The sequence below is a fragment of the Streptomyces similanensis genome (assembly GCF_039543625.1).
Taxonomy (GTDB): Bacteria; Actinomycetota; Actinomycetes; order Streptomycetales; family Streptomycetaceae; genus Streptomyces; species Streptomyces similanensis.
Genome location: NZ_BAABKC010000038.1, coordinates 1 through 26,280 on the forward strand (window position 1 = coordinate 1; position 26,280 = coordinate 26,280).

Consider the following 26,280-nt stretch of genomic DNA (forward strand, 5'->3'; position numbering starts at 1 on the left):
GTCCGCGGCGCCCGCCGCCGCGGCCCCTGCGGCGGCGCCCGCCGGGGAGCCGCCCGCCGGGCCGCCCGTCCCGGTCGCCGGGTCGTCCCCGACGTCCCTGCCCTTCCCCGCCCCGGCGGCCTCCGCGCACTCCGCCGCCTCCGTGATTCCCGCGGATTCCGTGACCGCCATGACCGCCATGACCTCAGTGACCTCAGCGAATTCCGTGACCTCCGTGAATTCCGTGTCCGGCAACGAGAAAGCGAGCAGTCGATGAAGTACGACCTTGTGGTGGTGGGCGCGGGCCCGTACGGCCTCTCGATCGCCTCCCACGCGGCGGCCGCCGGGCTGACCCTGCGGGTGTTCGGCCGGCCCATGGCGTCCTGGCGCGACCACATGCCGCGCGGCATGCTGCTGAAGTCGGAGCCGTGGGCGTCGAACCTGTCCGACCCGGCGGGCCGCTGGCGGCTGGACGCCTACTGCGCCGAGCACGGGATGACGGCCCGGCACGCGGAGCCGATGCCGGTGGAGACGTTCGCGGCGTACGGGCTGTGGTTCGCGCGCAACGCCGTGCCCGCGGTGGACGAGCGCACGGTGGTCCGGGTGTCCTCGGGTCCCGGCGGCTTCACGGTGGTCACCGAGGACGGACAGGCGGTGCAGGCGCGGACGGTGGCGCTGGCGGTCGGCGTGATGCCGTTCGTGGAGGTGCCGCAGGTGCTGGACGGGCTGCGGCCCTCGCTGGTGACGCACAGCAGCGACCACAGCGATCTGACCCGCTTCCGCGGCATGGACGTCACGGTGGTCGGCGGCGGCCAGGCGGCCCTGGAGACCGCGGCGCTGCTCGCCGAGCAGGGCGCGCGCACCCGGGTGCTGGCGAGGGCCGGGCAACTGCGGTGGAACGATCTGCCGCCGGTGCTGGAGCGGCCCTGGTGGCGGTCGGTGCGCTCGCCGCACAGCGGGCTGGGTCCCGGCTGGCGCAACTGGTTCTACTCCGAGCGTCCCAACCTCTACCGGCGGCTGCCGGAGCCGACGCGGGCGCGGATCGCGGCCACCGCGCTGGGTCCGGCCGGCGCCTGGTGGGTGCGGGACCGGGTGGAGCGGGCGGTGGAGCTGCTGCCGGGCCACGAGATCGCCTCGGCCCGGGCGGTGGGCGGCGGTCTGCGGCTGGAGACGATGAGCCTGGACGGCACGCTGCGCACGGTGGAGACCGAGCACGTGATCGCGGCGACCGGGTTCCGCACGAGCCGCGACCGGTTCGGGATGCTCGCCGCCGAGCTGCGCGGGACGCTGGCCGCGCTGCCGGACGGCTCCCCCGAGGTCGGGCACGACTTCGAGTCCTCCCACCCCGGGCTGTTCCTGGCCGGTCTGGTGACCGCCTCGGGCTTCGGCCCGGCGATGCGGTTCGTGCAGGGGGCGACGTTCACGGCGTCGGCGCTGGTGCGCGGGGTGCGGCGCCGGCTGCGGACGGCGCCGATGACCGTGACGGTCCCCGGCCCGGGCGGCAGCCGCACCGCGGTCCCGTCCCCGGTGCGCCACTGAGTGCTCGCCCCTGACGTCCTCGCCGGGTACGTCCCGGTGAGGGCCGGCCGCCCCGGTCCGAGCCGTCTCCCGTACGGCTCGGACCGGGGCGGGGCGGCGCCGAGAGGCGGGCCGGGCCGCCGAAAGCGAGAGGGTCACCCGAGTACGCCTCGCGTACTCGGGTGACCCTCTGTCACCGCTTCACTGCCGGAGGCCGAAGCGTCCTAGCGGTGGCCGGCGGCGCGGCCGCGGCGGTACAGCATCGCGCCGCCCGCGATCAGCGCGACGCTCAGGGCGCCGGCCGCCAGGGTCTCCTTGTCACCGGTCTGGGCCAGCTGCGGCGGCTCGTGCGGCTTGACGACCGGCGGGGTGTACCGGACGGGCGGCGCGGGCTGCGGCGTCTCGGCGCGCGGCGGCGGCGTGGTGGGCGTGGTCTTGGCCGGCGGAGTGGTCTCCGGGCCGTTCTCGCAGGTGTTGCCGAAGGAGCTGTTGAGGGCGGCGACACCGTTGACGGTGTTGCCGCAGACGTTCGCCTCCACCTCGACCGGCGCCTGCACGGTGTTGCCCGACAGCACGCCGGGCGAGTCGCTGCTGGTGCCGTTGGCGGTGGAGTCGGCGAAGGCGGAGGTGCCGGACAGGGACAGAATGCCCGTGGCGGCGGCGGCCGCCGCGAACACTCCCCTGCTCAGGGTCTGTCGCAATGTGGTGTCTTCCTGTGTGAAGTTCGGGGAGAGCCGGCTCCGGAACCGGAAGACCGCGTTCTCGCGGTTCTCGTGGTTCGCGTAGCGCCGCATGCCCTACTGCTTCTTCAACCCGACACCGGGGAATTGGTGGCGCAAGTTCACCCGGATGGCCCGCGTGACCGGCGCGAGGGTGACCGCCGCCCCCTCGACGACCCCTAGGACACCACGTCCTTGCGGGCGAACCCGCGGAACGCCAGGGCGAAGAACACCAGTGCGTAGGTGACAGAGATCGCCGAGCCCTGGATCATCCCGGACCACTGCGGATGCGGCTGCACGGCGTCCGCCCAGGCGAACTGCCAGTGCGCGGGCAGGAAGTGGCGCCAGTGGCCGAGCGCGGTGACGGCGTCCAGCACGTTGCCCACGATGGTCAGGCCGACCGCGCCGCCCACCGCGCCCAGCGGCGCGTCCGTCCGGGTGGACAGCCAGAACGCCAGTGCGGCGGTGACCAGCTGCGACACGAAGAGGTACGCCACGACCACCACCAGCCGCCCGGCGGCGGTGCCCGCGTCGAGCGCGCCGCCGGTGGGGATCCGCAGCGGCCCCCAGCCGTAGGCGGCGGTGCCGACGGCGAGCGCCACCACGGGCAGCAGTACCATCGCGGCCAGGCTCAGCCCGAGCCCGACGGCCAGCTTGGACCACAGCAGCCGGGCCCGGGGCACGGGCGCGGCGAGCAGATAGCGCAGGGAGGACCAGCTCGCCTCGGAGGCGACGGTGTCGCCGCAGAACAGCGCGACCGGGATCACCAGCAGGAAGCCCGCCGACACGAACAGGTTGACCGCGGCGAAGTTGGCGCCGGAGGCGGTGGCCGTGTCCATCAGGGTGACCTGGTCGTTGCGGCCGCCCGGGTCGCCGCCGATGGCGAAGGCGGCGACCAGCACGAAGGGCAGCGCGGCCAGGATGCCGGCCATGATCAGCGTGCGGCGGCGTTTGAGCTGGCGGGCCAGTTCGACGCGCAGCGGCAGGGTGCGTCCCGCGCGGTAGCCGGAGGCGACCTCGACGGGCTCGCTGAGCGTGCTCACGCGGAACCTCCGATCAGGGTGAGGAAGGCGTCCTCCAGGCGGCGGTGCGGGCCGACGGAGGCGACGGGCACGTCGAGCCGTACCAGCTCGGCGACGAGCGTCTGCGGGGCGCCGCCGGGCTCCAGCCGGACCAGCAGGCCGTCGTCGGTGCGGACCGCGGAGGCGACGCCGGGCAGCGCGGCCACCTTCTCCGCCACCGGCTCCGCCACGGGCGTGGCGGTGCCGACCAGCAGGGTGTCCCCGGAGCCGATGATGTCGCGCACCGGGCCGGCCCGCATCAGCCGGCCGCGGTCCATGACGACGAGGTGGGTGCAGGACTGCTCGACCTCGGCCAGCAGGTGGCTGGAGACGATCACGGTGCGTCCGGCGGCGGCGTAGCGGATCATGACCTCGCGCATCTCGCGGATCTGCGGCGGGTCGAGGCCGTTGGTCGGCTCGTCGAGGATGAGCAGGTCGGGCAGGCCGAGCATGGCCTGGGCGATGGCCAGGCGCTGGCGCATGCCCTGGGAGTAGGTGCGCACGGCGCGGGCGAGGGCGTCGCCGAGGCCGGCGATCTCCAGGGCCTCGTCCAGGTGGGCGTCCTCGGGCGGGCGGCCGGTGGCCCGCCAGTACAGCTCCAGGTTCTCCCGGCCGGACAGGTGCGGCAGGAAGCCGGCGCCCTCGACGAAGGCGCCGACCCGGGACAGGACGGGCGCGCCGGGCCGGATCGCGTGGCCGAAGACGCGGATCTCGCCCTCGTCGGGCCGGATCAGGCCCATCAGCATGCGCAGGGTGGTGGTCTTGCCGGCGCCGTTGGGTCCGAGCAGGCCGAGGACCTGGCCCTGTTCGACGCGGAAGGACAGGTCGCGCACGGCATACCTCTCGGTCGACCGGGCGTAGCGCTTGCTGAGGCCGGTGATCTGGAGGGGGACGTCGGCGAGCGCCGGGTCGGGGGCGGGGGCGGCGGTGCGGCGGCGGGCGGTGAGCAGCAGGGCGGCCGCCAGGACGGCGCCGGCGGCCGGCAGCCACCACACCCAGGCGGGCAGCGGGGCGGCGGCGGTGGTCACGCCGGGCGCGGTCGGCACGGCCAGGCCGCCCTTCAGGGCGACGGTGTAGGTCGCGGGGGCGGCCGGGGAGGCGTAGGCGAGGTCGGTGGAGGCGACGACGAGGCGCAGGCGGTGGCCCTTCTGCACCTCGTGGTCGATCGCCGGGAGGGTGAGGGCGACGTCCTTGCCGCCCTTGGCGCCCTCGACGCGCACCGGGTCGACGAGCTGGGCGGGCAGCACCGGCCGCGCCTCGCCGGGTCCGACGTCGTACAGCTTGGCGAAGAGCACCGCGTCGTCGCCGCTGGAGGTGACGTGCACGGTGACGGTCGGCGATCCGGTGACGCGCAGGTCGCCGCGCAGGGGCGCCGAGTCGAACCGGGCGTACTGGCCGGGGAAGTCCAGGGAGACGCCGACGCCGAGCGCCGAGAGCCGGGTGAGCGATCCGGCGGCGGCGCCGAGGCCGGGCAGGGCGGAGACGGCGGGCGGGTTGGCGCCGGCCGGGTTCTCGAAGCGCTGGGGGCGGCCGGTCAGGGCGATGGCGCGCGGGGCGTTCGCGAGGCCGGGGTAGGCGTCGGCGCTCGCGCCGCGCAGCAGGGCGGCGCCGTCGGTGGAGTCGACGCCTCCGGTGCGGGTGACCCGGAAGGCGGGGCCGGTGCTCGCGTCCCGGTCGCCCTTGAGGTACCGGTCGAACCAGGTCCGTACGCGGCCCTGGACCCGGTCGCCCTCCAGGTCGCCGCCGTCGTGGCCGCCGGAGATCCAGTCGACGTCGACGGGGGCGCCGTTGGCCTTGATCGCCTTCTGGGCCCGGTCGGCCTGGCCGAGCGGGAAGAGCGAGTCGCTCTGGCCCTGGACGAGCAGGGTGGGCACCTTGATCCGGTCGGCGACGGCGGACGGGGAGCGGGCCGCCAGGAGCGCGCGGGCCGCGGGGTCGGGGCGGCCGGACTCGGCGACCCGCTGGTACATCCGGCACAGCTCGGGTTCGAAGCGGGCGCAGCCGCCGCCGGAGTTGATGAAGACGCCGGCCCAGAGCTTCTTGAACACGCCGTTCGGGAAGAGGGCGTCGGCGAGGTTCCAGTAGGTGATCGCGGGGGCGATGGCGTCCACCCGCCGGTCGTGTCCGGCGGCGAGCAGGGCGATGGCGCCGCCGTAGGAGGCGCCGGCGACGCCCACGCGCGGGTCGCCCGGCCGGTCCAGCTCGACCTGGGGCTGCCGGGCGAGCCAGTCGATCAGCCGGGAGACGTCGGCGACCTCGCCCTTCGGGTCGTTCAGGCCGATCTTCCCGGTGGACCTGCCGAAGCCGCGCGCCGACCAGGTGAGCACCGCGTAGCCGTCGCGGGCGAGGTCCTCGGCCTGCCGGCGTACGTCGTCCTTGCTGCCGCCGAAGCCGTGTCCGAGCAGGACGGCGGGGTGGCGGCCGGAGCCGGCCGGGGTGAAGTACGAGGTGTCCAGACGCACCCCGGCGGCCGTGCCGATCGCCTGGTCGGCGCGGTGCACGGCGGGCGGGTCGTCGGAGGCGACCGCCGTCCAGGTGCCGGCCCCGGCGAGCACGACGACGGCGGCCCCCGCGGCGAGCCACCGCCGGGGCCGCGTCAGCAGCCTTCGAAGATCCATGCTCCAACGGTACGGGCCACCACCGACAACCGGGGCCGCCGGTGGGCCGACCCCGGCCCCCTCCTGCGGGAGTACGGCCGCCGGACGGCGTACCGCGCCCGTGGTAGCGGCGGCGGGGCCGGGCGGGTACGACGGAGGCCCCCCACGCGGTGTGGGGGGCCTCCGTCGGAGCGGGGCGTGCGCCGGCGGTACGGGGGAGTTCGCCGGGTTACGCCTGCTCGTCCACGGGGATCGACACCAGCCAGCGCGTGTCGCGGCGCGGGCGGAGGTAGAAGGCCCAGTAGAGGGTGGCGACGGCGGTGATGCCGCCGGTCCACAGCAGGTAGCCGACCTCCTGCTGGGTGAGGACGTACACCAGCACCACGATGAGCAGGACCGGCACGGCCGGCCACAGCGGCATGCGCCAGGCGGCGGTGTGCTTGTGGTCGCCGCGGCGGCACAGCAGGGCGGCGACCGCGACCAGGATGTACATGCCGGTGACGGAGACGCCGGTGACGCCGTAGAGGGTGTCCAGGTTGACGAAGCAGAGGGCGGCGCCGGGGACGCCGACCGCGAGGGTGGCCACCCACGGGGAGCCGAAGCGGCCGAGCTTGGAGAAGACGTTGTTGACGGGGGCGGGCCAGGCCTTGTCGCGGGCGGAGGCGAACAGCACGCGGGAGTTCTGGATGACCATGACGATGCCGGCGTTGATGATGGCCAGGGCGACGCAGAGGCTGACGAAGGTGCCGACCGCGGAGTTGGACCAGGCGGTCACCATCGAGCTGAGGTCGCCGCTGGTCAGCTCCTTGAGGTCGGAGGCGCCCATGGTGATGGCGATGACCGGCACGAGGATGATGACCGAGGAGATGCCCAGGGTGGCCAGCACGGTGCGGGCGACGTTGCGACGCGGGTTCTCCAGCTCCTCGGAGAGGTAGACGGCGGTCGAGAAGCCCTGGGTGGCGAAGAGCGCGATGGCGAGCCCGGAGATGACCAGCATGGCGGTGACGGGGTCGGTGTGCCCGGCGGAGTCGGCCACGTGCAGGGAGACCAGGCTGCCGACGCCGCGGTGGCTGTGGGCGAAGCCCAGCATGGCGACGACGCCGGCCGCGATGACCTCCAGGACCAGGAAGATGCCGGTGATCCAGGCGTTGGCGCGCAGGTCCAGCAGACCGGCGAGGGTGGCCAGGAGCATCACTCCGGCGCCGGTCATCGACGGGTCGAGGTGGACGATCGGCGTGAGGTAGTCGGCCGTGCCCATCGCGATCACCGGGGGCACGATCACCACGACCAGCAGCGACAGTACGAAGACCAGCCAGCCCGCGAGCCGCCCGGCCATCGTGGAGACCATGGCGTACTCGCCGCCCGCGCTGGGGATGAGGGTGCCCAGCTCCGAGTAGCAGAACGCCACGGCGATACAGAGCAGGGAGCCGATGGCGAGGGTGAGGGCGGTCGCGGTGCCGAGCGAGCCGAACAGGTCGGGCACGACCACGAAGAGCGTGGAGGCGGGCGTCACGCACGAGAGCGTGAGGAGCGTGCCGCCGACGACCCCGATGGAGCGCTTGAGCTGCCTGGGGCTGTCCGTGGTCCCTGTGGGACTGCCGGTCGCCTCGGCGACGGCGTTCTCGACAGGGCGGAGCGTGTCGGTCATACGGCGGTTCCGTTCGACTCGTGCAAATGGTGATGAGGGCTCGGGAGCGCTATCGCCTCCGGCGGCTTCGCTCGTACGTCTGTCGTCTTCTCGTCCGCTCCCAGCGTCAGCATGGAACCCCGACGAAAACCGTCACGTCAATGGCTGTTCACCTTCGGAATCCGCAGCTGCAACCTTTGCGGTGTGGGCTCGTTTTCGCAGGCACCGAGAGCGAGCCAGGGCATTCATCAAGCCTCGACGAAGTGTGACCTTGGTTTCGAAGGTGAACCGTCGTTCACGCCTCCGCCATCCGTTTCATCCCCTACGCACGGGAATCGCAGGGCGCGGCGTAAAAAAAGTTGCGACCGTCCGGATAGCGGACGATCAGAACGGGGTGCCGCGTCACCCTCGGCTACCGCGGGTAAACCCGCGGCGACCGGCGTGGGCGGGCCGGCCCGGACCCGCACGCGCGCGTGCCCCGCTCCGACGGGCGTCGGGCGGGGCACACGGGGGGCGGGGTCAGTGGTTGCGGGGGAAGCCCAGGTCGACGCCGGCGGGGGCCTCGGAGGGGTCGGGCCAGCGGGTGGTGACGACCTTGCCGCGGGTGTAGAAGTGCGTGCCGTCGTTGCCGTAGATGTGGTGGTCGCCGAAGAGCGAGTCCTTCCAGCCGCCGAAGGAGTGGTAGCCCACCGGCACCGGGATCGGCACGTTCACGCCGACCATGCCGGCCTCCACCTCCAGCTGGAAGCGGCGGGCCGCGCCGCCGTCACGGGTGAAGACCGCGGTGCCGTTGCCGAACGGCGAGGCGTTGATGAGCGCCACGCCCTCCTCATAGGTGTCCGCGCGCAGCACGCACAGCACCGGGCCGAAGATCTCGTCCTGGTACGCCTTCGCGGTGGTCGGCACCCGGTCCAGCAGGGACAGGCCGATCCAGTGGCCGTCCTCGTAGCCCTCCACGCTGTAGCCGGTGCCGTCCAGGACGACCTCGCAGCCCTCCTCGGCGGCGCCCTTGACGTAGGAGGCGACCTTGTCGCGGTGGGCGGCGGTGATCAGCGGGCCCATCTCGGAGGCCGGGTCGTCGCCGGGGCCGATCTTGATCTTCTCGGCGCGCTCGCGGATCTTGTCGACCAGCTCGTCGGCGATCGCGCCGACCGCGACGACGGCCGAGATGGCCATGCAGCGCTCGCCCGCCGAGCCGTACGCCGCCGAGACCGCCGCGTCGGCCGCCGCGTCCAGGTCGGCGTCCGGGAGCACCAGCATGTGGTTCTTGGCGCCGCCCAGCGCCTGCACGCGCTTGCCGTTGGCGGCGGCGGTGGTGTGGATGTGGCGGGCGATCGGGGTGGAGCCGACGAAGGAGACCGCCTTGACGTCGGGGTGCTCCAGGAGGCGGTCGACGGCCGTCCTGTCGCCGTGCAGGACGTTGAAGACGCCGTCGGGCAGACCGGCCTCGGACAGCAGCTCGGCGATCCGCATCGACGCCGAGGGGTCCTTCTCGCTCGGCTTGAGCACGAAGGTGTTGCCGCAGGCGATGGCGAGCGGGAACATCCACATCGGGACCATCGCGGGGAAGTTGAACGGCGTGATGCCGGCCACCACGCCCAGCGGCTGGCGGATCGAGGCCACGTCCACCCGCGTCGCCACCTGGGTGGACAGCTCGCCCTTGAGCTGCACGGTGATGCCGCAGGCCAGGTCGACGATCTCCAGGCCGCGCGCGACCTCGCCGAGTGCGTCGGAGTGCACCTTGCCGTGCTCGGCGGTGATCAGCGCGGCGATCTCGTCGCGGTGGGCGTCCAGCAGCGCGCGGAACCGGAACAGGATCGAGGTGCGCTGGGCCAGCGAGGACTGACCCCAGGTGGCGTAGGCGTCCTGGGCGGCGGCCACCGCCGCGTCCACCTCGTCGACCGAGGCGAAGGCCACCTTGGTGGTGACCGCGCCGGTCGCCGGGTCCGTCACCGGCCCGTACGTGCCCGAGGCGCCTTCGACGGTCTTCCCGCCGATCCAGTGGTTGACGATCTTCGTCATGCCCGGTAACTCCTTCAACAGATGGCGGCGACGGGTCGAGGCGTGCCGTTCGTGCGGCTCACGTGTCCGGACCGCGTGCCTGCCGGACCGCGGACCCGGTCACCTATCCATCCCACCAGGACCCCGTCGCGAACGCGCCCGACACTGTGTCTGCGGTTTCGGCGTCCTTGTAGACACATGAGGGAGTCTCCGCCGGGCGGGGGAAACGCGGGTGCGGGACCTCCGGCGCGGGGCCGTAGCGGGCGGGGAGTCGGCGCTCGCACTTCGCTCCTGCCAGGGCGAAGCGGTCTCCCGCGCCGGAGGCGATCGGTGGCCGGGCGGCGCCGAGCGCCTGGGTGCGTCGGTTCAACGTGCGCTCACCGCCCGGGGTTTGGAACTCCGCGTGCTCCGTGCGTCATGTACCTGCACCGTACAACCGCCCGCTCGCCGACCGCGTGCTCCACTCGCCGATGCGGGCGGCGAACGTATGTGTGACTCCCCCGGTTCTAGTGCGGACACGGCGGCCTGTCAATGAATTGTCCGGACATTCGGACGAGCGAGGCGTCAGGGACACCGTTACGCAACTCTCCTGTCACAGATGTCCCGGTTGTGCGGCCCGCGCGTCACACCCGCGCGACGGACCATGCCACCCCCCGGGCCGGTTCGTTCGCCGGTCACTGGGAGGTACACGTACATGACCGACCGAAAGCTCTGGTCGTACCAGGAGATCGCGGCGCACATCCGGGTGCGGACGGACACCGTGCGGTCCTACCGCAAACACGGACTGCTGCCGCCGCCGGACCACGTGGAGGGCGGCCGCCCCTACTGGTACGCCGACACCGTCCGCGCCTGGGTCGCCGCCCGGCCCGGCAACAACCGCGGACGCGGACGCGGATGAGCCCACCACGGACCGCCCGCCGCCCGCCGCCCGCCGCTCACCCGCGCCGAGCGGCCCCGGCCGGCCTTCGCACTCCTGCGCGACACCGGCATGCCGGGCCGGATCGGCGCGGCGGGCGGCGCGCCCCGTGCGACGCTGCTCGCGCGGGCCCGCACGGCGCCCCCGCCGCGGCCCCGGTCGCATACCCGCCCCGCCCCACACCCTTCACGTCACCTCTTTGTGTCATACCCCCTAGGGGTATAATCTGGTCTTAGTGAGCCCCCCTTGGGCCACGTCGACCCCACACGTCACGACGAGGAGAGCGCCATGACCGCCCAGACCGAGACCCCGGACACCGTCACCGCCGTCTACCAGGTGAGCGGGATGAGCTGCGGACACTGCGAGAGCTCCGTCTCCGCCGAGATCTCCGAGCTGCCCGGCGTCAGCGCGGTGAAGGCCGTGGCCTCCACCGGCGAGGTCACCGTCGTCTCCGCCGCCCCGCTCGACGACGAGGCGGTGCGCGCGGCCGTGGACGAGGCGGGCTTCGAGCTCGTCGGCCGCGCCTGAGCCGCAGCGCGCACCGCGCGTCCCGCGCGGCGCCCCGACCAAGAGGTACCTCTCGACACCGGGCCGTATCGACCAGCTGATACTGGCTCCGTACGGCCCGGTCCGTCATCAGGAGTACGGACATGACCAGTACCACCACCAGCACGGCGACGCCCCCGGCCACGGAGGCGTCCGAGGTCGAACTGCTCATCGGCGGCATGACCTGCGCCTCGTGCGCCGCCCGCGTGGAGAAGAAGCTCAACCGGCTGGACGGCGTCACCGCCACGGTGAACTTCGCCACCGAGAAGGCCAGGGTCGCCTACCCACCGGGCGTACAGGTCGCCGACCTGATCGCCACCGTGGTGAAGACCGGCTACACCGCCGAGGAACCGCCCCCGCCCGACCCCGGGCCCGCCGGCGCCGCGCCGAGCGGGGCCGAGCCCGGCGCGGACCCCGAACTCGCCGCCCTGCGCCAGCGCCTGATCGTCTCCGCGGCCCTGGCCGTCCCGGTCGTCCTGCTGTCCATGGTCCCGGCCCTCCAGTTCGACAACTGGCAGTGGCTCGCGCTGACGCTGGCCGCGCCGGTCGTCGTCTGGGGCGCGCTGCCCTTCCACCGGGCCGCCCTCACGGGCGCCCGGCACGGCGCGGCCACCATGGACACCCTCGTCTCGGTCGGCACCCTGGCGGCCTTCGGCTGGTCGCTGTGGGCGCTGTTCCTGGGCGACGCGGGCATGCCCGGCATGCGCGACGAGTTCCGCCTGACCGTCTCCCGGATGGACGCCGCCTCCACCCTCTACCTGGAGGTCGCCTCCGGCGTGGTGGCCTTCATCCTGCTGGGCCGCTATCTGGAGGCCCGCTCCAAGCGGCGCGCGGGCGCCGCGCTGCGGGCGCTGCTGGAGCTGGGCGCCAAGGACGTGGCCGTGCTCCGCGACGGGCGCGAGATACGCGTCCCGGTGTCCGCGCTCGCGGTCGGCGACCGGTTCGTGGTGCGGCCCGGCGAGAAGGTCGCCACCGACGGCACGGTGGTCGAGGGCGCCTCGGCGGTCGACGCCTCGATGCTGACCGGCGAGTCCGTGCCGGTGGACGTGAGCGTGGGCGACGCGGTCACCGGCGCCACCGTCAACGCGGGCGGCCGGCTGGTCGTCGAGGCCACCCGGATCGGCGCCGACACCCAGCTCGCCAGGATGGCGAAGCTGGTGGAGGACGCGCAGAACGGCAAGGCCCAGGTGCAGCGCCTCGCCGACCGGATCTCGGCCGTCTTCGTGCCCGTGGTCCTGGTGATCGCGCTCGGCACCCTGCTGACCTGGCTGCTGGTCACCGGCGACGTCACCGCCGCGTTCACCGCCGCCGTGGCGGTGCTGATCATCGCCTGCCCGTGCGCGCTGGGCCTGGCCACGCCGACCGCGCTGATGGTCGGCACCGGCCGGGGCGCGCAGCTCGGCATCCTCATCAAGGGCCCCGAGGTCCTGGAGTCCACCCGCCGCGTCGACACGGTCGTCCTGGACAAGACCGGCACCGTCACCACCGGCCGGATGACCCTCCAGGAGGTGTACGCGGCCGAGGGCGTCGACGAGAAGGAGCTGCTGCGGCTCGCGGGCGCCCTGGAGCACGCCTCCGAGCACCCCGTCGCGCGGGCGATCGCGGCCGGCGCCGAGGACCGGGTCGGCCCGCTGCCGGCGGTCGAGCACTTCGAGAACGTCCCCGGACGGGGCGTACGCGGGCGCGTGGCGGGCCGTGAGGTCGTCGCCGGGCGGTTGTTCGAGGAGGTGCCCGCGGACGTCGCCCGGGCCCGCCAGGAGGCCGAGGCGGCCGGCCGTACGGCCGTCGTGGTCGGCTGGGACGGCGCGGCGCGGGGGGTCGTCGCGGTGGCGGACGCGGTCAAGGAGACCAGCGCCGACGCCGTACGGCAGCTGCGGGCGCTGGGGCTGCGGCCGGTGCTGCTGACCGGTGACAACCGGGCGGTCGCCGAGTCGGTGGCGCGCGCGGTCGGGATCGACGCGGCCGACGTGATCGCCGAGGTGCTGCCGCAGGACAAGGTGGCGGCCGTGGAGCGGCTGCGCGCCGAGGGCCGGACGGTCGCCATGGTGGGCGACGGGGTCAACGACGCCGCCGCGCTCGCCACCGCCGACCTGGGACTGGCGATGGGCACGGGCACGGACGCCGCGATCGAGGCCGGCGACCTGACCCTGGTGCGCGGGGACCTGCGGGTGGCGGCCGACGCCATCCGGCTGTCGCGGCGGACGCTCGGCACGATCAAGGGCAACCTGGTGTGGGCCTTCGGCTACAACGTGGCCGCGCTGCCGCTGGCCGCCGCCGGACTGCTCAACCCGATGATCGCGGGGGCGGCGATGGCGTTCTCCTCGGTGTTCGTGGTGAGCAACAGCCTGCGGCTGCGCACGTTCCGCTGACCGAAGGGGGCCGTGACCGTGGCCACGGTCACCGCCACAGTCACGGTCACCGCCACGGTCACGGCCCCGAAACGGAAGTAAGAGTCCCTCTAGAGACATGAGCGAGCCTCACATAAGCTCTTCACAAGGCTCGCGCATCATCCTTACGCTTGGGTCTCGATCGCCATAACCGGTCTCTTGCGCATCTAAAGGGACATAGGCAAGAGACACAGATCACAGTGATGTGAACGTAACCATCGAAGGGGTTCGAAGGTCTAAGTTTGGCGATGTCAGGAAGCGTCTTGGGGGGCGCGGACTGACGTCTGAGGATGTCTTGGGGGACTTCCTCAGATGGGGGTACCCCCAGCTCGAACGATGGTGAGAGCTTGGGGGAGCGTCGCCGGGACGCGTACACCGGGAAGCTTTGAGCGGCCCTCCCGGAAGTGCGCTGTCCCGGCAGATCGCACAGCAGTAGGCAGGACAGGAGTACGACGGGTTCCGCCCGTCGCGCTCACAGCGGTTCAGGCGCTGGTTCTCACAGACGCCCGGCCGGATCCCGTGGGGGGAATCCGCACCGGGACATGGGAAGGCGCCCTGGCCGTCGGCCCGTGGGGGGACCGGCGCACCGGGGCGCCTTCCGCTTGTCCGACGCCCGCCCCCGCTCTGACGCCGTACCGCCGTCCCGTCAGTCCCGTTCGTCCCGTCCTCTCCCCTGCCCTCGCGTGCGGCAGCACAGAGCCCCGTACCCGCCGTGAGGCGGACACGGGGCCCGGGGAAGCCGTCGCGGCCACGGGGCCGACGACCTTCAGCGCGGCGGGACCGCGCCGGTCAGCGCTCCTCGACCGGGACGAAGTCGCGCTCGACCACGCCGGTGTAGATCTGGCGCGGGCGGCCGATGCGGGAGCCCGGCTCCTTGATCATCTCGTGCCACTGGGCGATCCAGCCCGGCAGCCGGCCGAGGGCGAACAGGACCGTGAACATCTCGGTCGGGAAGCCCATGGCCCGGTAGATCAGACCGGTGTAGAAGTCGACGTTCGGGTAGAGCTTGCGCTCGACGAAGTAGTCGTCGGAGAGCGCGTGCTCCTCCAGCTTCAGGGCGATGTCGAGGAGCTCGTCGTCCTTGCCCAGCGCGGAGAGCACGTCGTGCGCGGCGGCCTTGATGATCTTGGCGCGCGGGTCGAAGTTCTTGTAGACCCGGTGGCCGAAGCCCATCAGGCGGACGCCGTCCTCCTTGTTCTTCACCTTGCGGATGAAGGTGTCGACGTCGTTGCCCGAGTCGCGGATGCCTTCCAGCATCTCCAGCACCGACTGGTTGGCGCCGCCGTGCAGCGGGCCCCACAGGGCGTTGATGCCGGCCGAGATCGACGCGAACATGTTGGCCTGGGAGGAGCCCACCAGGCGGACCGTGGAGGTCGAACAGTTCTGCTCGTGGTCCGCGTGCAGGATGAGCAGCTTGTCCAGCGCGGAGACGACGACCGGGTCCAGCTCGAACTCCTGGGCGGGGACCGAGAAGGTCATGCGCAGGAAGTTCTCGACGTAGCTCAGGTCGTTGCGCGGGTAGACGAACGGGTGACCGATCGACTTCTTGTACGCGTACGCCGCGATCGTCGGGAGCTTGGCGAGCAGGCGGATGGTGGAGAGGTTGCGCTGCTTCTCGTCGAACGGGTTGTGGCTGTCCTGGTAGAAGGTGGACAGCGCCGAGACGACCGAGGACAGCATCGCCATCGGGTGGGCGTCGCGCGGGAAGCCCTTGTAGAAGTTCTTGACGTCCTCGTGCAGCAGGGTGTGCTGCGTGATCTCGTTCTTGAACGTGGTCAGCTCGTCGACGGTCGGCAGCTCACCGTTGATCAGCAGGTAGGCCACCTCCAGGAAGGTGGAGCGCTCGGCCAGCTGCTCGATGGGGTAGCCGCGGTAACGGAGGATGCCCTCCTCGCCGTCGAGGTAGGTGACGGCGGATTTATAGGCGGCGGTGTTGCCGTAGCCGCTGTCCAGGGTCACCAGACCGGTCTGGGCGCGCAGCTTCCCGATGTCGAAGCCCTTGTCGCCGACGGTGCTGTCGATCACCGGGTAGGTGTACTCGCTGCCGTCGTACCGCAGTACTACAGAGTTGTCGCTCACGTCTTCCCTCACCGACGTAGTGCCTCATCTTCGAGGTGCCCTGACTGTTCTCTACCATCCCCCATTTGGCTCAGGAGAGTGCACTCGGGGTCGACCATTGGGCCTATTGGCGGCACTCAGTGCCGCCAACCTGCTCATCCTGCCCCCTTCGCCCGGTCACCGGAAGTGCTCTGTGACCTTTGCGACTCGTTTGATCGATCATTTCTGGCGACGGCGGCCGGGGCGACGGAAGGACGTCGCCCTTACGGGTGGTTCGTCCCGTTTCCTCAGGCGCCCGTGAGCCGGTGGTCCAGCCCGGTGCAGCGGCGGCCCGCCGACACCGTGCGCACCGCCTGGCCGATCGCCTTGCGCGAACCGACGAGCACGACCAGCTTCTTGGCCCGGGTCACCGCCGTGTACAGCAGGTTGCGCTGGAGCATCATCCAGGCGCCGGTGGTGACCGGGATCACCACGGCGGGATATTCACTGCCCTGGGAGCGGTGAATGGTGACCGCGTAGGCGTGCGCCAGCTCGTCCAGCTCGTCGAAGTCGTACGGCACCTCCTCGTCCTCGTCGGTCAGCACCGTCAGCCGCTGCTCGACCGGATCGAGGGAGGTGACGACGCCGACCGTGCCGTTGAAGACGCCGTTCTCGCCCTTCTCGTAGTTGTTGCGGATCTGGGTGACCTTGTCGCCGACCCGGAAAACACGCCCGCCGAACCGCTTCTCGGGCAGGTCGGGGCGGCCGGGCGTGACGGCCTGCTGGAGCAGTCCGTTCAGCGTGCCCGCGCCGGCCGGGCCGCGGTGCATGGGCGCGAGGACCTGCACGTCACGGCGCGGATCGAGGCCGAAGCGGGCCGGGATGCGGCGCGCCGCCACGTCCACGGTGAGCCGGCCGGCCTCCTCGGTGTCGTCCTCCACGAAGAGGAAGAAGTCCTTCATGCCGTCGGTCAGCGGGTGCTGCCCGGAGTTGATGCGGTGCGCGTTGGTCACCACGCCCGACTGCTGGGCCTGGCGGAAGACCCGGGTGAGGCGGACGGCCGGGATCGGGCTGCCGTCGGTCAGGAGGTCGCGCAGCACCTCGCCGGCGCCGACGCTGGGCAACTGGTCCACGTCGCCGACGAAGAGCAGGTGCGCGCCGGGCGGCACCGCCTTGACCAGCTTGTTGGCGAGCAGCAGGTCCAGCATGGACGCCTCGTCCACGACCACGAGGTCGGCGTCGAGCGGGCGGTCCCGGTCGTAGGCCGCGTCGTCGCCGGGCTTCAGCTCCAGCAGGCGGTGGACGGTGGACGCCTCGGCGCCGGTCAGCTCGGCCAGCCGCTTGGCCGCGCGTCCGGTGGGCGCGGCCAGCACCACCTTCGCCCTGCGGGCGCGGGCCAGCTCCACCACGGAGCGGACCGTGAAGGACTTGCCGCAGCCGGGACCGCCGGTCAGCACGGCCACCTTCTCGGTCAGCGCGAGCTTGACGGCCGCCTCCTGCTCGGGGGCGAGGTCGGTGCCGGTACGGCCCTTGAGCCAGCCGAGCGCCTTGTCCCAGGCCACGTCGCGGAACGCCGGCATCCGGTCCTCGCCGGTGCGCAGCAGGCGCAACAGCTGGGCGGAGAGGGAGAGTTCGGCGCGGTGGAAGGGGACGAGGTAGATCGCGGTGACGGGGAAGCCGCCCTCCGGGCCGGGGATCCGCTCCCGTACGACGCCGGGGTCCTCGCCCTCCTCCGGCTCGGCCGCCAGCTCGGCGAGGCACTCGATGACGAGGCCGGTGTCGACCTGGAGGAGCTTGACGGCGTCCGCGATCAGGCGTTCCTCGGGGAGGTAGCAGTTGCCTTGGTCGGCGGACTGCGACAGGGCGTACTGGAGGCCGGCCTTGACCCGCTCCGGGCTGTCGTGCGGGATGCCGACGGACTGGGCGATCTTGTCGGCGGTGAGGAAGCCGATGCCCCAGACGTCGGCGGCCAGGCGGTAGGGCTGGTTCTTCACCACGGAGATGGAGGCGTCGCCGTACTTCTTGTAGATGCGCACGGCGATGGAGGTGGACACCTCGACGGTCTGGAGGAAGAGCATCACCTCCTTGATCGCCTTCTGCTCCTCCCACGCCTCGGCGATCTTCTTCGTCCGCTTCGGCCCGAGCCCCGGCACCTCGATGAGCCGCTTGATCTCCTCCTCGATGATCCGGAGGGTGTCGGTGCCGAAGTGCTGGGTGATGCGGTCGGCGAAGACGGGGCCGATGCCCTTCACCAGCCCCGAGCCGAGGTAGCGCCGGATGCCCTGGACGGTGGCGGGCAGCACGGTGGTGTAGTTCTCGACGTGGAACTGCTTGCCGTACTGCGGGTGGGAGCCCCAACGGCCCTCCATCCGCAGCGACTCCCCCACCTGCGCGCCGAGCAGCGCGCCGACGACGGTCAGCAGATCGCCGGCGCCTCGGCCGGTGTCGACGCGGGCGACGGTGTAGCCGTTCTCCTCGTTGGCGTACGTGATCCGTTCGAGCACGCCTTCGAGCACGGCGAGCCGCCGTTCGCCGGGGTCCGCGGGGGGCTGGTTGGGCATGGTGCGACGGTACCGGGGAGGTCCGACAGCGGGCACTTCCCCCAGGGGCGCCCACAGGGGCGCCCACAGGCCGGCGTCCGGAACGGCCGTTGGTGGCGGGTGGTGACAGGGCCCGCTACCGGCCGGCGGGGACGCACTCGGGCAACGTGCCGACCAGCCTGATGGCCAGCAGGCCCGGTGCGCCGCCGTCCGTCTCCGCGATGAACAGCAGGTGGTCTCCGGTCCGGATGGCGCCGGGCTTGATGTCGCGGACGCCGTCGCCGTGGTAACCGGACGGGGGCGCCACCTCCGTGAGGCTGCCGCGCGGGCGGCCGGAGGAACCGGTGGTGTGGCAGGAGGCCGAGGGCACCAGCACCTTCGCGGGGATGCCGGCCTTGTCCAGCGCGGCCTGGAGCCCGGGAACGCCCTTCGCGTCGAACAACTGCACGGAGACCAGGCCGCCGGGCTTGGACCGGACGGCGTAGTCGGCGTTGACGATGTCCAGGCTCATGCCCGGGGTGCTCCGGGCGGCCGGGCCGGTGCTCGCGGTACGGGGCGCCGGGGCGGCCTGCCGCGTGCCATGCGAGCCGGATCCCAGTGGAAGCGCGACGGCCACGGCCGCCGCCGCGGCGATGCCCACGGTGAGGGCCGTCCGGCGGCGCGGCGCGCGGAGCCGGAGCACGGCCCGGTGACCGGCGGGGGCGGACAGGGTGGACGCGTGGGAGGCCAGCTCGTCGGCGAGCTGCTCCTTGAAGTGCGCGGGCGTGTTCACTGGGCGGCCTCCAGAAGGGCGGGGCGGGTGGCGTCGAGGGCTTGACCGGCACTGCGCAGGGCCTTGCGGGCGCGGTGCAGCCGTACCCGGGCGGTGGCCGAGCTGATGCCCAGCGCCTGCGCCGCCTCGCGGGCCGTGAGCCCGTCCAGGGCGACCAGGTCGAGGACCGCCCGCAGCGGTTCGGAGAGCGCGGCGTGGGCGGCGGCGAGTCCTCGGGCGGCGCGGTCGGCGTCGATCCGTCTCTCGATGGCGCTGACGTCCTCCTCGTCCAGCAGCCGCCGTCCGCTGATCCTGGCCATCAGGTGCCGTTCGCGGACGGTGCCGCGGAAGTGGGTGTGGATGACGTTGCGGGATATGCCGTAGAGCCAGGCGAGGGGTGCGCCGCGCCGGGCGTCGTACGTGTGGGCGCCCTCCAGGGCGGCCACGAAGATGTCCGCCGTCAGATCGGCGGCCAGATGCGCGCTGTCGACGCGCCGGGTGACGAACCCGAGCACGGTGTCGAAGTGCTGCTCGTAGAACACGGCGAACCCCGCAGGGTCTCGCGTGGGTGGTGCTGTCGGACGCTCCGTCGGCACGGACGGCTCCTCGGGGACGAGTCGAAGGGGTGCTGCGTGACACCCGTTCTAGTCCGCGGCACGCGAGAGCGTTACATCCGCCGGTCGGCCGGTCGGCCGATGCCGGGCCGCAGGCAGGGCAGACAGCTTCGAACCCTCTCTCCTCGCCTACGTCCTGGCCGTCCTCGGCTGCCCTCACTACGAGGTGGCGCTTCCGATCGTCGAGCGGTTCCTCCGCCACCCCCACGCCGAGGTCTGTCGGGAGGCCTCGGAGGCGGTGACGGAACTGCACTGTCGCCGAGAGCCGGCCCAGGACGAGACGGCGTAGTCCCTGCGGCTCAGCGGATCGGTCGTCAAGGCAACGGCGTGGGACAGCCAGGGCCGCGGGACACCGGTCTCCGTGCGTACACTCCCTGCCTCCACCCGGGACAGCGGCACAGCAGTGCGGGGCACACCTGAGGGTGCGCCCCCCTCGCTTGCGTGAGACCTTGCCGCGTCAGCGCGGGTTCAGTGCACGGCGGGCCACGCTGATGACGCTGTGGGCGTCGGCCCCGTACACCGCCGACTCGCGGATGGTGCGCCAGACCTTCGTGTAAAGCGCGATGTTGTCGGCATCGTCCAACCACAGCTCGGCGTGCCAGTCCTCGGCGACCACCAAGCGGTCGTCAAGGAGCCAGAAGCCGTTGGCGGGCACGATCTTGACCGACGCGGTGAACGGGACGATCCCCAGTTCGACCGTGTCCATACCGATCACGCCGGTGAGCCGGTCGAGCTGGACGGCGAGCACCGAGGGCGGGCAGATCAGCGACCGCAGCGCGGCCTCCCACATCAGGACGTGCAGCTTGCGGCCGGACCGGTACAGCCACTCCTGCCGCCGCACCCGAGCGCGCACGGCGTCCTCGACGTCGCCGGCGCCGCCCAGCAACTCCGAGTACCGGTGGATCACGTGGCGCGCGTAGTCGGGCGTCTGCAACAGTCCGGCGATCACCGACTCTTCCCAGACCCATATGTCCGAGGTGCGGTCGATCTCCGCGCTCAGCCCCTCCTGCATCGGCTTGAAGCCGTTCGCCAGCGCCCTGCGCCATGACCTGATGTGGGACTCGAATCCCGCCAGCCGGGCGGCCAGCTCGGCGTACACACCAGGCTGCTCGGTCATATCGGCCCACGCCCTCAGGTCCTCCGGGGTGGCCGTCTGCCGGCCGTTCTCCAGCTTGCTGACCTTGGATTGCGGCCAGCCGAGCCGCTGCGCGAGCTGCTGACCGGTGAGCCGGCCACCGGGGCAGGTGAACCGGAGTTCGCGAAGCCGCGCCCCCAGGGCCGCCCGCGCCTGCTGATAGTCGGTGCTCACCGGTCGCGCGCGCTATTCGGTCGGGGCCGCTCGCGCGGCGAACTCGTCGCGCGGAACGGCGTGGTGCATGGCCGCGTCGCGCACGGCGCAGTACCGCACGACCTCGGCCGGTTCGGTGATCAGCTCGACGTTCAGGAGGTTGTCCTCCTCATCGAAGTGCAACAGCGCGATCAACCGCGAGTCGAAGATCCAGAAGTCCTCGGCGGGCAGAGCCGCCCGCTCGGCGTCCTGGCGCCACAGGTACCGGATGTCCTCGCCCACGGCCGCGTTGTGCCGGGCGTAGTCGAGCAGGAACAGTTGCTCGGTGGTGGGCGGGTTGTCGGCGACGCGGACCCGGCCGACCGTCTTGCCCGCGTTCGTCTGGGCCTTGATGGTGATGAACCAGGGCTCGTCGGGGTCGCACGGCGAGGAGCCGGTGGCCAGGAAGGCCTGGAAGTCGGGGTCCTGCCGGTCCGACGCGTAGCCGCGCCGGGTCTCCAGCCGCCAAGCGGTGTGCTCGAAGGTCTCGAAGAGACGCCGGAAGGTGGCCCGGTCGACAAGTTCCGGCACCCGCTCCATTCCCTTCGGCCCCCAGTTCACGAGCAGTTCGCGGGGCACGGCCACCGCCGCATCGTCCGGTCCGAAGTGCTGGAGCTGCGCGAGGTCTTCGGGGTCGGTGACGGGCGTTCCCTGAACGATGATCTCGCCGGTGCCCTCATCCGTGTGCAGAGCGGGGCAGCCGTCGACCTTGCTGTCGGTGCCGGTGAAGCGGAGCTGACGAGCCATGGACGTTCTCCCTCCAGGGGGTGCTGATCCGATCAGCATGGCCGGGGCTCCGTCCCGGCTCTACAAGGTGAGGCCGCGTCCAGGAGAAAACACCGGCAATCTGCATGGCGCGCCGAGCAACTTCGGGAAAACAGCGTATCGGGCGTTGCCCGGCCGTCTCTAGCGTCCCGTTCATGCCTGTGAAGAAACCGGACGTGGACCCGTACGCGGCAGTGGAGGACTTGAGAGCGGCCCTGACCAAGGCCGGAATCGTCCTCCCCTCTCTGCGCGTTGACCTGGCCTCCCCTGCGTTGCGGCTCATCGAGCTGGGGCGCGTGCGCGCCGACGTGGCCGCCCGTCTGACCCAAGCCCTTCAGCCAGGAGGCCGTGAGTGACGACGGAGGAGGAGCGGCCGGAGGGCTCGTTGGTCATCGACACCCAGCGCGACAAGCTCAGACGACGGTGGCCGATCGGAACCGTGATCGGAGCAGGGTGGTGTGCCCGGACGCAGGTGCCGAGGGGCCTGTCACCACACGCCCAGCGTCTCGCAGCCGCGGGCGAACCACTGGGCGAACGAGACGGGCTCGCGTCCCAGGCGCATCGGGAGGATCAGGTCGCAGGTGGCGCGGGCGTCGAACCACATCTCGCCCCGGTGCGGTCCGGTGAGGACCAGCAGGGTGGCGAAGCCGCAGCCTTTCCCCTGGATGTGCACGGCGCCGGCGGTCTTGCGGTCCTGCAACACCCCGCACTCGTCGTCCCACCGCTGCCAGGCCGTCCCGTAGGCGTCCTCGTCCGCGAAGTCCTCGCGCTGCGGCTCGCGCGCGTCCAGGCGGTCCTCGTCGTCGCGGTAGGAGTCGGGGTGCGGGAAGTCGGTGCCGAGCAGGGCGAGGTCGGTGCGGGAGTCTCCCTCCCAGCCCCAGCCCGCGGCGCCCCGGCGGAGCCGGTTCACCCGGCCCTCGCCGTTGCGCCGCAGCAGATACTCCCGGTACTCCCCGGGGAACACGACCCCCAACTCCCGCTCGGCGTCACGGACCTCCGCGTCGGACAGCGGAGACCTCAGCTCAGGTCTCCAGGGCAGAGGCACCGGTGAGGTGACCCGGCGCGGCTTTCAGGGCGCCGACGAAGGCGGTGAAGGCGGGGACGGGGAAGGTGAGGGTGGCTCGGGCGGGGGTCTTGGAGTCGCGGACGGTGGCGTGGGTGGTGGAGGTGGCGATCTCCACGCAGGAGTCACCGTCGCCGGGCCCGGAGTAGGACGACTTCCGCCAGTTGTCGGGGGTGTCCATAGAGTGCCTCACAGCTCTTTCGCCAACCTGTGGATGAAGTCACGCGACCGAACGGGGTCGAGTGACACGGCCTCTACCTTATGAAAGAGCGTTCGAAAAGCGGCGAGTTGGGCCTCGGAGTCGATGAACGCCGCACCGTGCGGACCGTCGCGTACCACCGTGTCCAGCTTCGGCAGGGCACCTCCCACGTATGTCATGGCGCTCGCGGCGCCCGCGAACCCTTCGAGCTCGAAGGGAATGACGCGCACGGTGATGTGTTCCGCCTCGGACACCTCCACGATGCGTACCAGCTGCGCCCGTACAGTGGTCCGGTCGCTCACCATGATGCGCAGCGCCGCCTCGTGGACTACAGCCTCGTAGGGCGTGGGTGCGGGGCCTTCGAGAAGCACCTTCCGCCGCATACGGTGCTGGACACGCAGGTTTAGTTCTTCTGACGGCAACTCTGGGACGCGGTAGGCGTAGACGGCACGAGCGTAGTCCTCCGTCTGCAACGGGCCGGGGATGAACAGGAACTGCGCCTCCCTCAGGAACGTGGCGTGATGCTCCAGCTCCGCGAGGTCGAGGAACGGTGTGGGCAGTTGGCCCCGGTATTCCTCCCACCACCCCCGCGTGCGGTCCGTCGCCATGGCGACCAAGGCGTCGATCAGCGCCTCGTCCGCGCAGGAGTAGTTCACGGCGAGGCGGCGCAGCCGTTTCTCGCTGAGGCCCGCGATGCCTGCCTCGATCTGGCTGATGACCGGACCGCTGACTCCGAGCTGGGCCGCCGCCTCCTTGGCGGAGAGGCCCGCCGCGTCGCGGAGCCTGCGCAGTTCGACGGCCAGCCGCAGCTGGCGTGCTGTCGGCTCGCTCCTCAGCGCCATCGGCCGTTCCTCCCAAGTCAGTTCTCAGCGTTACCCGTTCGGGCGTCACAGTACGCGAACGGCTTGCGCGGCATAAACAGTTAGCCCTACCGTCGGTGACGTAACGCACACCCAGCGGAAGCGCACCGTACCGTCACGCCCTGGCGGCCGCGGCACTGCCACCGCGAGCGAAAACACCACTCGTCGAACGGAGTTGATGCCGCATGCCCGAAACCGATCCCGCCACCTGGGAGTACTCCCTCCACATCCCCAACGACCCCCGCGCCGTCACCGTCACCCGCCGCACCCTGCGGCTGATCCTCACCCTGCACGGACTGATCGGACTCGTGGACACCGCCGAACTCCTCGCCACCGAGCTGATCTCCAACGCCGTACGCCACACCAAGGGCCCTGCGGCCCTCCGCGTCCGGCTCTCCGCCGGCGTGCTGCGGATCGGGGCGTGGGACGCCGACCCCGCGCCCCCGGAGCCACCCCCCACCCTCGAAGACCTGGCCGAACAGGAGGACGGACGCGGACTCCTCCTGGTCAAGGCCTGCGCTGACCTGTGGGGCTGGCAGCCCCTCTCCCGCGACGGCGACCGCGGCAAGGTCGTCTGGTGCGAACTCGCGGCCGTCGGCAGTCAACTCGCTGCGTCCACCTCTGCCCTCAGCTGAACGTTTATTCGCCCATCGAATGGGTGAACGTGCGCGATCTACCCGCCAAATGGCCCCTTGATCATCCTAAGTTGCGCTCATGGTCACATCAGCCCATGAGGGGATGCATCGCATCTTCCAGGAGCGGCCCGAAATCCTGAATCCGGTGTTCGGGGTACTGGGTGTCTCCCTGCCGAAGAAGGCGACCGTGGACGCGGTCGCCACCGACGTGACGGAAGCCCGGCCGCTGGAGCGCCGGGTGGACACCGTCCTGCGCGTCGGCCCGTCCGACGGTGAGGACTTCCTGCTCGCCATCGAGTCACAATCGAAGAAGGACCCGAACAAGCAGTCGAGTTGGGCCTACTACGTCGCCTACCTCCAGGCGAAGTACAACCTGCCGGTTCTGCTCCTCGTCGTCTGCCAGGACCAGAGCACGGCCAAGTGGGCCGCCGGTCCCTTCGACTGCGGTACCCGGGGCTGGACGGCTCAGCGAACATTTCCGCTGGTCGCGGGGCCGCACAATCTGCCGGTCATCACGGATGGCCGTACCACGGCGAAGAACCTCGCTCTGGCGGTCCTCTCCGCCATGGCACACGCCCGCAGCAAGGACATCGACGCCATACTGGAAGCGATCGACCGCGCTCTCCAGGAACTCACGGGTACAGACCCCGAAACCGCCGGCTACTTCTACGAATGCCTCGAAGTCAACCTGGGTGACACCCCAGCCGGAAAGAAATGGAAAGAGATCATGTCTTTCGTCACCTACTTCCCCGGTCGTGGAACCGTCCGCGAGACGGCATACCTGGAGGGCAAGGCAGAGGGCAAGGTAGAAGGCAGAGCCGAAGGTAAGGCAGAAGGCGAAGCCAAGGGCATTCTGTTCGTGCTGGAGGTGCGGGGTGTCCCCGTGTCCGACAGCGTTCGCGAGCGCATCGCCACCTGCACCGAACTCGCCCTCCTCGACGTCTGGCTGGAGCGTTCCAGGACCGTCACCCGGGCGGAAGACCTCTTCGCCGAGGACGGCGGCGGGAACGCCTGATCAGCCGCTGCACTCCGTGTGGTCGACGTTCCGCCTCCGCCCCCCGCTGCGAAATGGTCAGCGGGGGGCGGGGCTGACTCGGGCGTGCCGTTACCCGGGAGGTAATGGCACCGCCCGGCCGGCCCTGGCCACAATGCCGATCACACCGCGTCGGTCGGACGCGGACACCGGATCGGAGTGATGTGCCATGCCCGCAGCGACACCCTTGACCACTCGTGCCGTCGTGGACGAGCTGTTGCGGCGGATCGGTCAGGGCGAGGCCGCGCGCATCGCCGAGATGTACGCCGAGCGGGGCGACTGGAAGCTGGACTGGCCGGAGGCCGAGCACGGGCGGGCCGCCACTCCGTGGATCCGGCACCGTTCCACCCGCGCCGACGTCGCGGCCCACTTCCGTGAGCTGGCCGAGCACCATGTGCCCGGCCAGGCCGCGACCGAGATCGAGCGGGTGCTCGTCGACGGCCGTGACGCGGTCGTGCTCGGGGAGATCCGTCAGACCGCCCGTTCCACCGGGCGCGCCTACCGGGCGCGGTTCGCCCTGCACCTCACCGTCGAGGACGGTCTGATCACCCGGCACCACGTCTACGAGGACAGCCTCGCCGTGGCCCAGGCGTTCGAGGTGAACGGGACGGGGGAGCCTCGCTGAGGCATCCGTGAAGTGCAGGTCCTCCGCGCGGACTGCGGGGTCAGCGGGTGGGCGGGGCGAACTCGGGCTGGTCGAGGACGCGCAGCCAGCTTCCGTCGGGCTGGCGCCTGACGACCTGGGCCCGCGCGCCGGACCCGTCCTTCGGCGGAGTGGCGGTGAGCGCGATGTCGCCGCTGATCAGCGTCGGCAGCGGCTGTTCCGGCGCGAAGCGGGGACCGCCGCTCAGCACCTTCTCCCAGAGCGCCCGGATCGCCTCCCGCCCCACCGTCGTCTCGCCGGGCGGGTAGGCCAGCACGGCGTCCTCCTCGTAGAGCGCGGCGACCCCGGCCGCGTCACCGGCGTTGGACCGCTCGACGAACAACCGGGTGATGTCCTCGGGCCGCATGGCCTTCTCGTGCTCCGGCACGGGTTCCTCCTGACGTCGGGTACTGGCCCTTCCCAGCCTGGGTACCGGCTTCGCAGAAGTCCAACAGATGGATC

23 protein-coding genes are annotated in these 26,280 nt (G+C 71.7%); 8 read left to right on the top strand and 15 right to left on the bottom strand.

Annotated elements, in window-relative coordinates:
• Window positions 1-252: 252 nt before the first annotated feature.
• Entirely contained in the window at window positions 253-1,518 is a 1,266-nt protein-coding gene (locus ABEB07_RS12635; protein ID WP_345668420.1) for an NAD(P)-binding domain-containing protein, read from the top strand.
• 203 nt (window positions 1,519-1,721) lie between these two features.
• Here the strand turns inward: ABEB07_RS12635 and ABEB07_RS12640 are convergent, their stop codons facing one another.
• From ABEB07_RS12640 to mmsA, 5 genes are all read right to left on the bottom strand, one after another.
• On the bottom strand, window positions 1,722-2,291 hold the full coding sequence (locus ABEB07_RS12640; RefSeq protein ID WP_345668421.1) for a chaplin family protein: 570 nt from the start codon (window positions 2,289-2,291) through the stop codon (window positions 1,722-1,724).
• Window positions 2,292-2,395: 104 nt separating this feature from the next.
• A complete protein-coding gene (locus ABEB07_RS12645; RefSeq protein ID WP_164582040.1) occupies window positions 2,396-3,259 on the bottom strand; it encodes an ABC transporter permease in 864 nt (287 codons plus the stop codon).
• Window positions 3,256-5,895, bottom strand: a complete 2,640-nt coding sequence (locus ABEB07_RS12650) for a CocE/NonD family hydrolase (RefSeq protein ID WP_345668422.1) — start codon at window positions 5,893-5,895, stop codon at window positions 3,256-3,258. Before ABEB07_RS12650 ends, ABEB07_RS12645 begins: the two co-directional genes overlap by 4 nt.
• A 208-nt stretch (window positions 5,896-6,103) precedes the next feature.
• On the bottom strand, window positions 6,104-7,522 hold the full coding sequence (locus ABEB07_RS12655; RefSeq protein WP_345668423.1) for an APC family permease: 1,419 nt from the start codon (window positions 7,520-7,522) through the stop codon (window positions 6,104-6,106).
• A 498-nt stretch (window positions 7,523-8,020) separates the two neighbouring features.
• Entirely contained in the window at window positions 8,021-9,523 is a 1,503-nt protein-coding gene (gene mmsA, locus ABEB07_RS12660; RefSeq protein WP_345668424.1) for a CoA-acylating methylmalonate-semialdehyde dehydrogenase, read from the bottom strand.
• Window positions 9,524-10,196: 673 nt separating this feature from the next.
• Here mmsA and ABEB07_RS12670 point away from each other — a divergent pair.
• The 3 genes from ABEB07_RS12670 to ABEB07_RS12680 all read left to right on the top strand — a co-directional run bounded on the left by ABEB07_RS12670 (window position 10,197) and on the right by ABEB07_RS12680 (window position 13,333).
• A complete protein-coding gene (locus ABEB07_RS12670; RefSeq protein ID WP_176149021.1) occupies window positions 10,197-10,400 on the top strand; it encodes a helix-turn-helix transcriptional regulator in 204 nt (67 codons plus the stop codon).
• A gap of 306 nt (window positions 10,401-10,706) precedes the next feature.
• Window positions 10,707-10,946, top strand: coding sequence for a heavy-metal-associated domain-containing protein (locus ABEB07_RS12675; RefSeq protein ID WP_345668425.1), 240 nt, complete (start codon window positions 10,707-10,709; stop codon window positions 10,944-10,946).
• 122 nt (window positions 10,947-11,068) lie between these two features.
• On the top strand, window positions 11,069-13,333 hold the full coding sequence (locus ABEB07_RS12680) for a heavy metal translocating P-type ATPase (RefSeq protein WP_345668426.1): 2,265 nt from the start codon (window positions 11,069-11,071) through the stop codon (window positions 13,331-13,333).
• A gap of 807 nt (window positions 13,334-14,140) precedes the next feature.
• Here the strand turns inward: ABEB07_RS12680 and ABEB07_RS12685 are convergent.
• From ABEB07_RS12685 to ABEB07_RS12710, 6 genes are all read right to left on the bottom strand, one after another.
• A complete protein-coding gene (locus tag ABEB07_RS12685) occupies window positions 14,141-15,430 on the bottom strand; it encodes a citrate synthase (protein ID WP_164584025.1) in 1,290 nt (429 codons plus the stop codon).
• A 266-nt stretch (window positions 15,431-15,696) separates the two neighbouring features.
• Complete coding sequence (gene recD2 / locus ABEB07_RS12690) at window positions 15,697-17,949, bottom strand: SF1B family DNA helicase RecD2 (RefSeq protein ID WP_345668427.1); 2,253 nt, start codon at window positions 17,947-17,949, stop codon at window positions 15,697-15,699.
• 115 nt (window positions 17,950-18,064) lie between these two features.
• Window positions 18,065-18,700, bottom strand: coding sequence for a hypothetical protein (locus ABEB07_RS12695; RefSeq protein WP_345668428.1), 636 nt, complete (start codon window positions 18,698-18,700; stop codon window positions 18,065-18,067).
• Window positions 18,697-19,221 (bottom strand): RNA polymerase sigma factor, encoded by a 525-nt coding sequence (locus tag ABEB07_RS12700; protein WP_345668429.1) that lies wholly within the window; start codon window positions 19,219-19,221, stop codon window positions 18,697-18,699. The genes ABEB07_RS12695 and ABEB07_RS12700 overlap by 4 nt, the downstream gene beginning before the upstream one ends.
• A 529-nt stretch (window positions 19,222-19,750) precedes the next feature.
• The gene (locus ABEB07_RS12705) at window positions 19,751-20,602 is read right to left on the bottom strand and encodes a helix-turn-helix domain-containing protein (RefSeq protein ID WP_345668430.1); all 852 of its coding nucleotides are present in this window, start codon (window positions 20,600-20,602) and stop codon (window positions 19,751-19,753) included.
• Between the two features lie 12 nt (window positions 20,603-20,614).
• Window positions 20,615-21,367: a DUF6879 family protein gene (locus tag ABEB07_RS12710; protein WP_345668431.1), complete on the bottom strand. Its 753-nt coding sequence runs from the start codon at window positions 21,365-21,367 to the stop codon at window positions 20,615-20,617.
• Window positions 21,368-21,540: 173 nt separating this feature from the next.
• Between ABEB07_RS12710 and ABEB07_RS12715 the strand changes: the two genes are divergently transcribed.
• Window positions 21,541-21,741 (top strand): hypothetical protein, encoded by a 201-nt coding sequence (locus tag ABEB07_RS12715; protein ID WP_345668432.1) that lies wholly within the window; start codon window positions 21,541-21,543, stop codon window positions 21,739-21,741.
• A 131-nt stretch (window positions 21,742-21,872) separates the two neighbouring features.
• Here the strand turns inward: ABEB07_RS12715 and ABEB07_RS12720 are convergent, their stop codons facing one another.
• From ABEB07_RS12720 to ABEB07_RS12730, 3 genes are read right to left on the bottom strand one after another with little or no spacing between them, the layout of a single operon-like run.
• Window positions 21,873-22,430: an SMI1/KNR4 family protein gene (locus ABEB07_RS12720; protein WP_345668433.1), complete on the bottom strand. Its 558-nt coding sequence runs from the start codon at window positions 22,428-22,430 to the stop codon at window positions 21,873-21,875.
• Complete coding sequence (locus ABEB07_RS12725; RefSeq protein WP_345668434.1) at window positions 22,408-22,629, bottom strand: DUF397 domain-containing protein; 222 nt, start codon at window positions 22,627-22,629, stop codon at window positions 22,408-22,410. Before ABEB07_RS12725 ends, ABEB07_RS12720 begins: the two co-directional genes overlap by 23 nt.
• 8 nt (window positions 22,630-22,637) lie before the next feature.
• Window positions 22,638-23,489 (bottom strand): helix-turn-helix domain-containing protein, encoded by an 852-nt coding sequence (locus tag ABEB07_RS12730; RefSeq protein WP_345668435.1) that lies wholly within the window; start codon window positions 23,487-23,489, stop codon window positions 22,638-22,640.
• A 203-nt stretch (window positions 23,490-23,692) separates the two neighbouring features.
• On the opposite strand from ABEB07_RS12730, the gene ABEB07_RS12735 reads away from it, so the two are divergent.
• The 3 genes from ABEB07_RS12735 (at window position 23,693) to ABEB07_RS12745 (ending at window position 25,800) form a co-directional block, all read left to right on the top strand.
• On the top strand, window positions 23,693-24,142 hold the full coding sequence (locus tag ABEB07_RS12735; protein WP_345668436.1) for an ATP-binding protein: 450 nt from the start codon (window positions 23,693-23,695) through the stop codon (window positions 24,140-24,142).
• A 79-nt stretch (window positions 24,143-24,221) separates the two neighbouring features.
• Window positions 24,222-25,157 carry an RpnC/YadD family protein gene (locus tag ABEB07_RS12740; RefSeq protein WP_345668437.1) on the top strand — a complete coding sequence of 312 codons (936 nt, stop codon included), beginning with the start codon at window positions 24,222-24,224 and terminating at the stop codon, window positions 25,155-25,157.
• 187 nt (window positions 25,158-25,344) lie between these two features.
• Entirely contained in the window at window positions 25,345-25,800 is a 456-nt protein-coding gene (locus tag ABEB07_RS12745) for a nuclear transport factor 2 family protein (protein ID WP_345668438.1), read from the top strand.
• A 40-nt stretch (window positions 25,801-25,840) separates the two neighbouring features.
• Here the strand turns inward: ABEB07_RS12745 and ABEB07_RS12750 are convergent, their stop codons facing one another.
• Window positions 25,841-26,206 carry a YybH family protein gene (locus tag ABEB07_RS12750; RefSeq protein ID WP_345668439.1) on the bottom strand — a complete coding sequence of 122 codons (366 nt, stop codon included), beginning with the start codon at window positions 26,204-26,206 and terminating at the stop codon, window positions 25,841-25,843.
• Window positions 26,207-26,280 lie beyond the last annotated feature (74 nt).

Bases quoted from the DNA above. Each gene is read 5' to 3' on its own strand.
- ABEB07_RS12670 (WP_176149021.1), top strand. From the start codon at position 10,197: ATGACCGACCGAAAGCTCTGGTCGTACCAGGAGATCGCGGCGCACATC.
- recD2 (WP_345668427.1), bottom strand. From the start codon at position 17,949: ATGCCCAACCAGCCCCCCGCGGACCCCGGCGAACGGCGGCTCGCCGTG.
- ABEB07_RS12715 (WP_345668432.1), top strand. From the start codon at position 21,541: ATGCCTGTGAAGAAACCGGACGTGGACCCGTACGCGGCAGTGGAGGAC.
- ABEB07_RS12680 (WP_345668426.1), top strand. From the start codon at position 11,069: ATGACCAGTACCACCACCAGCACGGCGACGCCCCCGGCCACGGAGGCG.
- ABEB07_RS12730 (WP_345668435.1), bottom strand. From the start codon at position 23,489: ATGGCGCTGAGGAGCGAGCCGACAGCACGCCAGCTGCGGCTGGCCGTC.
- ABEB07_RS12710 (WP_345668431.1), bottom strand. From the start codon at position 21,367: ATGGCTCGTCAGCTCCGCTTCACCGGCACCGACAGCAAGGTCGACGGC.
- ABEB07_RS12735 (WP_345668436.1), top strand. From the start codon at position 23,693: ATGCCCGAAACCGATCCCGCCACCTGGGAGTACTCCCTCCACATCCCC.
- ABEB07_RS12740 (WP_345668437.1), top strand. From the start codon at position 24,222: ATGGTCACATCAGCCCATGAGGGGATGCATCGCATCTTCCAGGAGCGG.
- ABEB07_RS12655 (WP_345668423.1), bottom strand. From the start codon at position 7,522: ATGACCGACACGCTCCGCCCTGTCGAGAACGCCGTCGCCGAGGCGACC.
- ABEB07_RS12640 (WP_345668421.1), bottom strand. From the start codon at position 2,291: ATGCGGCGCTACGCGAACCACGAGAACCGCGAGAACGCGGTCTTCCGG.
- mmsA (WP_345668424.1), bottom strand. From the start codon at position 9,523: ATGACGAAGATCGTCAACCACTGGATCGGCGGGAAGACCGTCGAAGGC.
- ABEB07_RS12745 (WP_345668438.1), top strand. From the start codon at position 25,345: ATGCCCGCAGCGACACCCTTGACCACTCGTGCCGTCGTGGACGAGCTG.
- ABEB07_RS12675 (WP_345668425.1), top strand. From the start codon at position 10,707: ATGACCGCCCAGACCGAGACCCCGGACACCGTCACCGCCGTCTACCAG.
- ABEB07_RS12725 (WP_345668434.1), bottom strand. From the start codon at position 22,629: ATGGACACCCCCGACAACTGGCGGAAGTCGTCCTACTCCGGGCCCGGC.
- ABEB07_RS12635 (WP_345668420.1), top strand. From the start codon at position 253: ATGAAGTACGACCTTGTGGTGGTGGGCGCGGGCCCGTACGGCCTCTCG.
- ABEB07_RS12650 (WP_345668422.1), bottom strand. From the start codon at position 5,895: ATGGATCTTCGAAGGCTGCTGACGCGGCCCCGGCGGTGGCTCGCCGCG.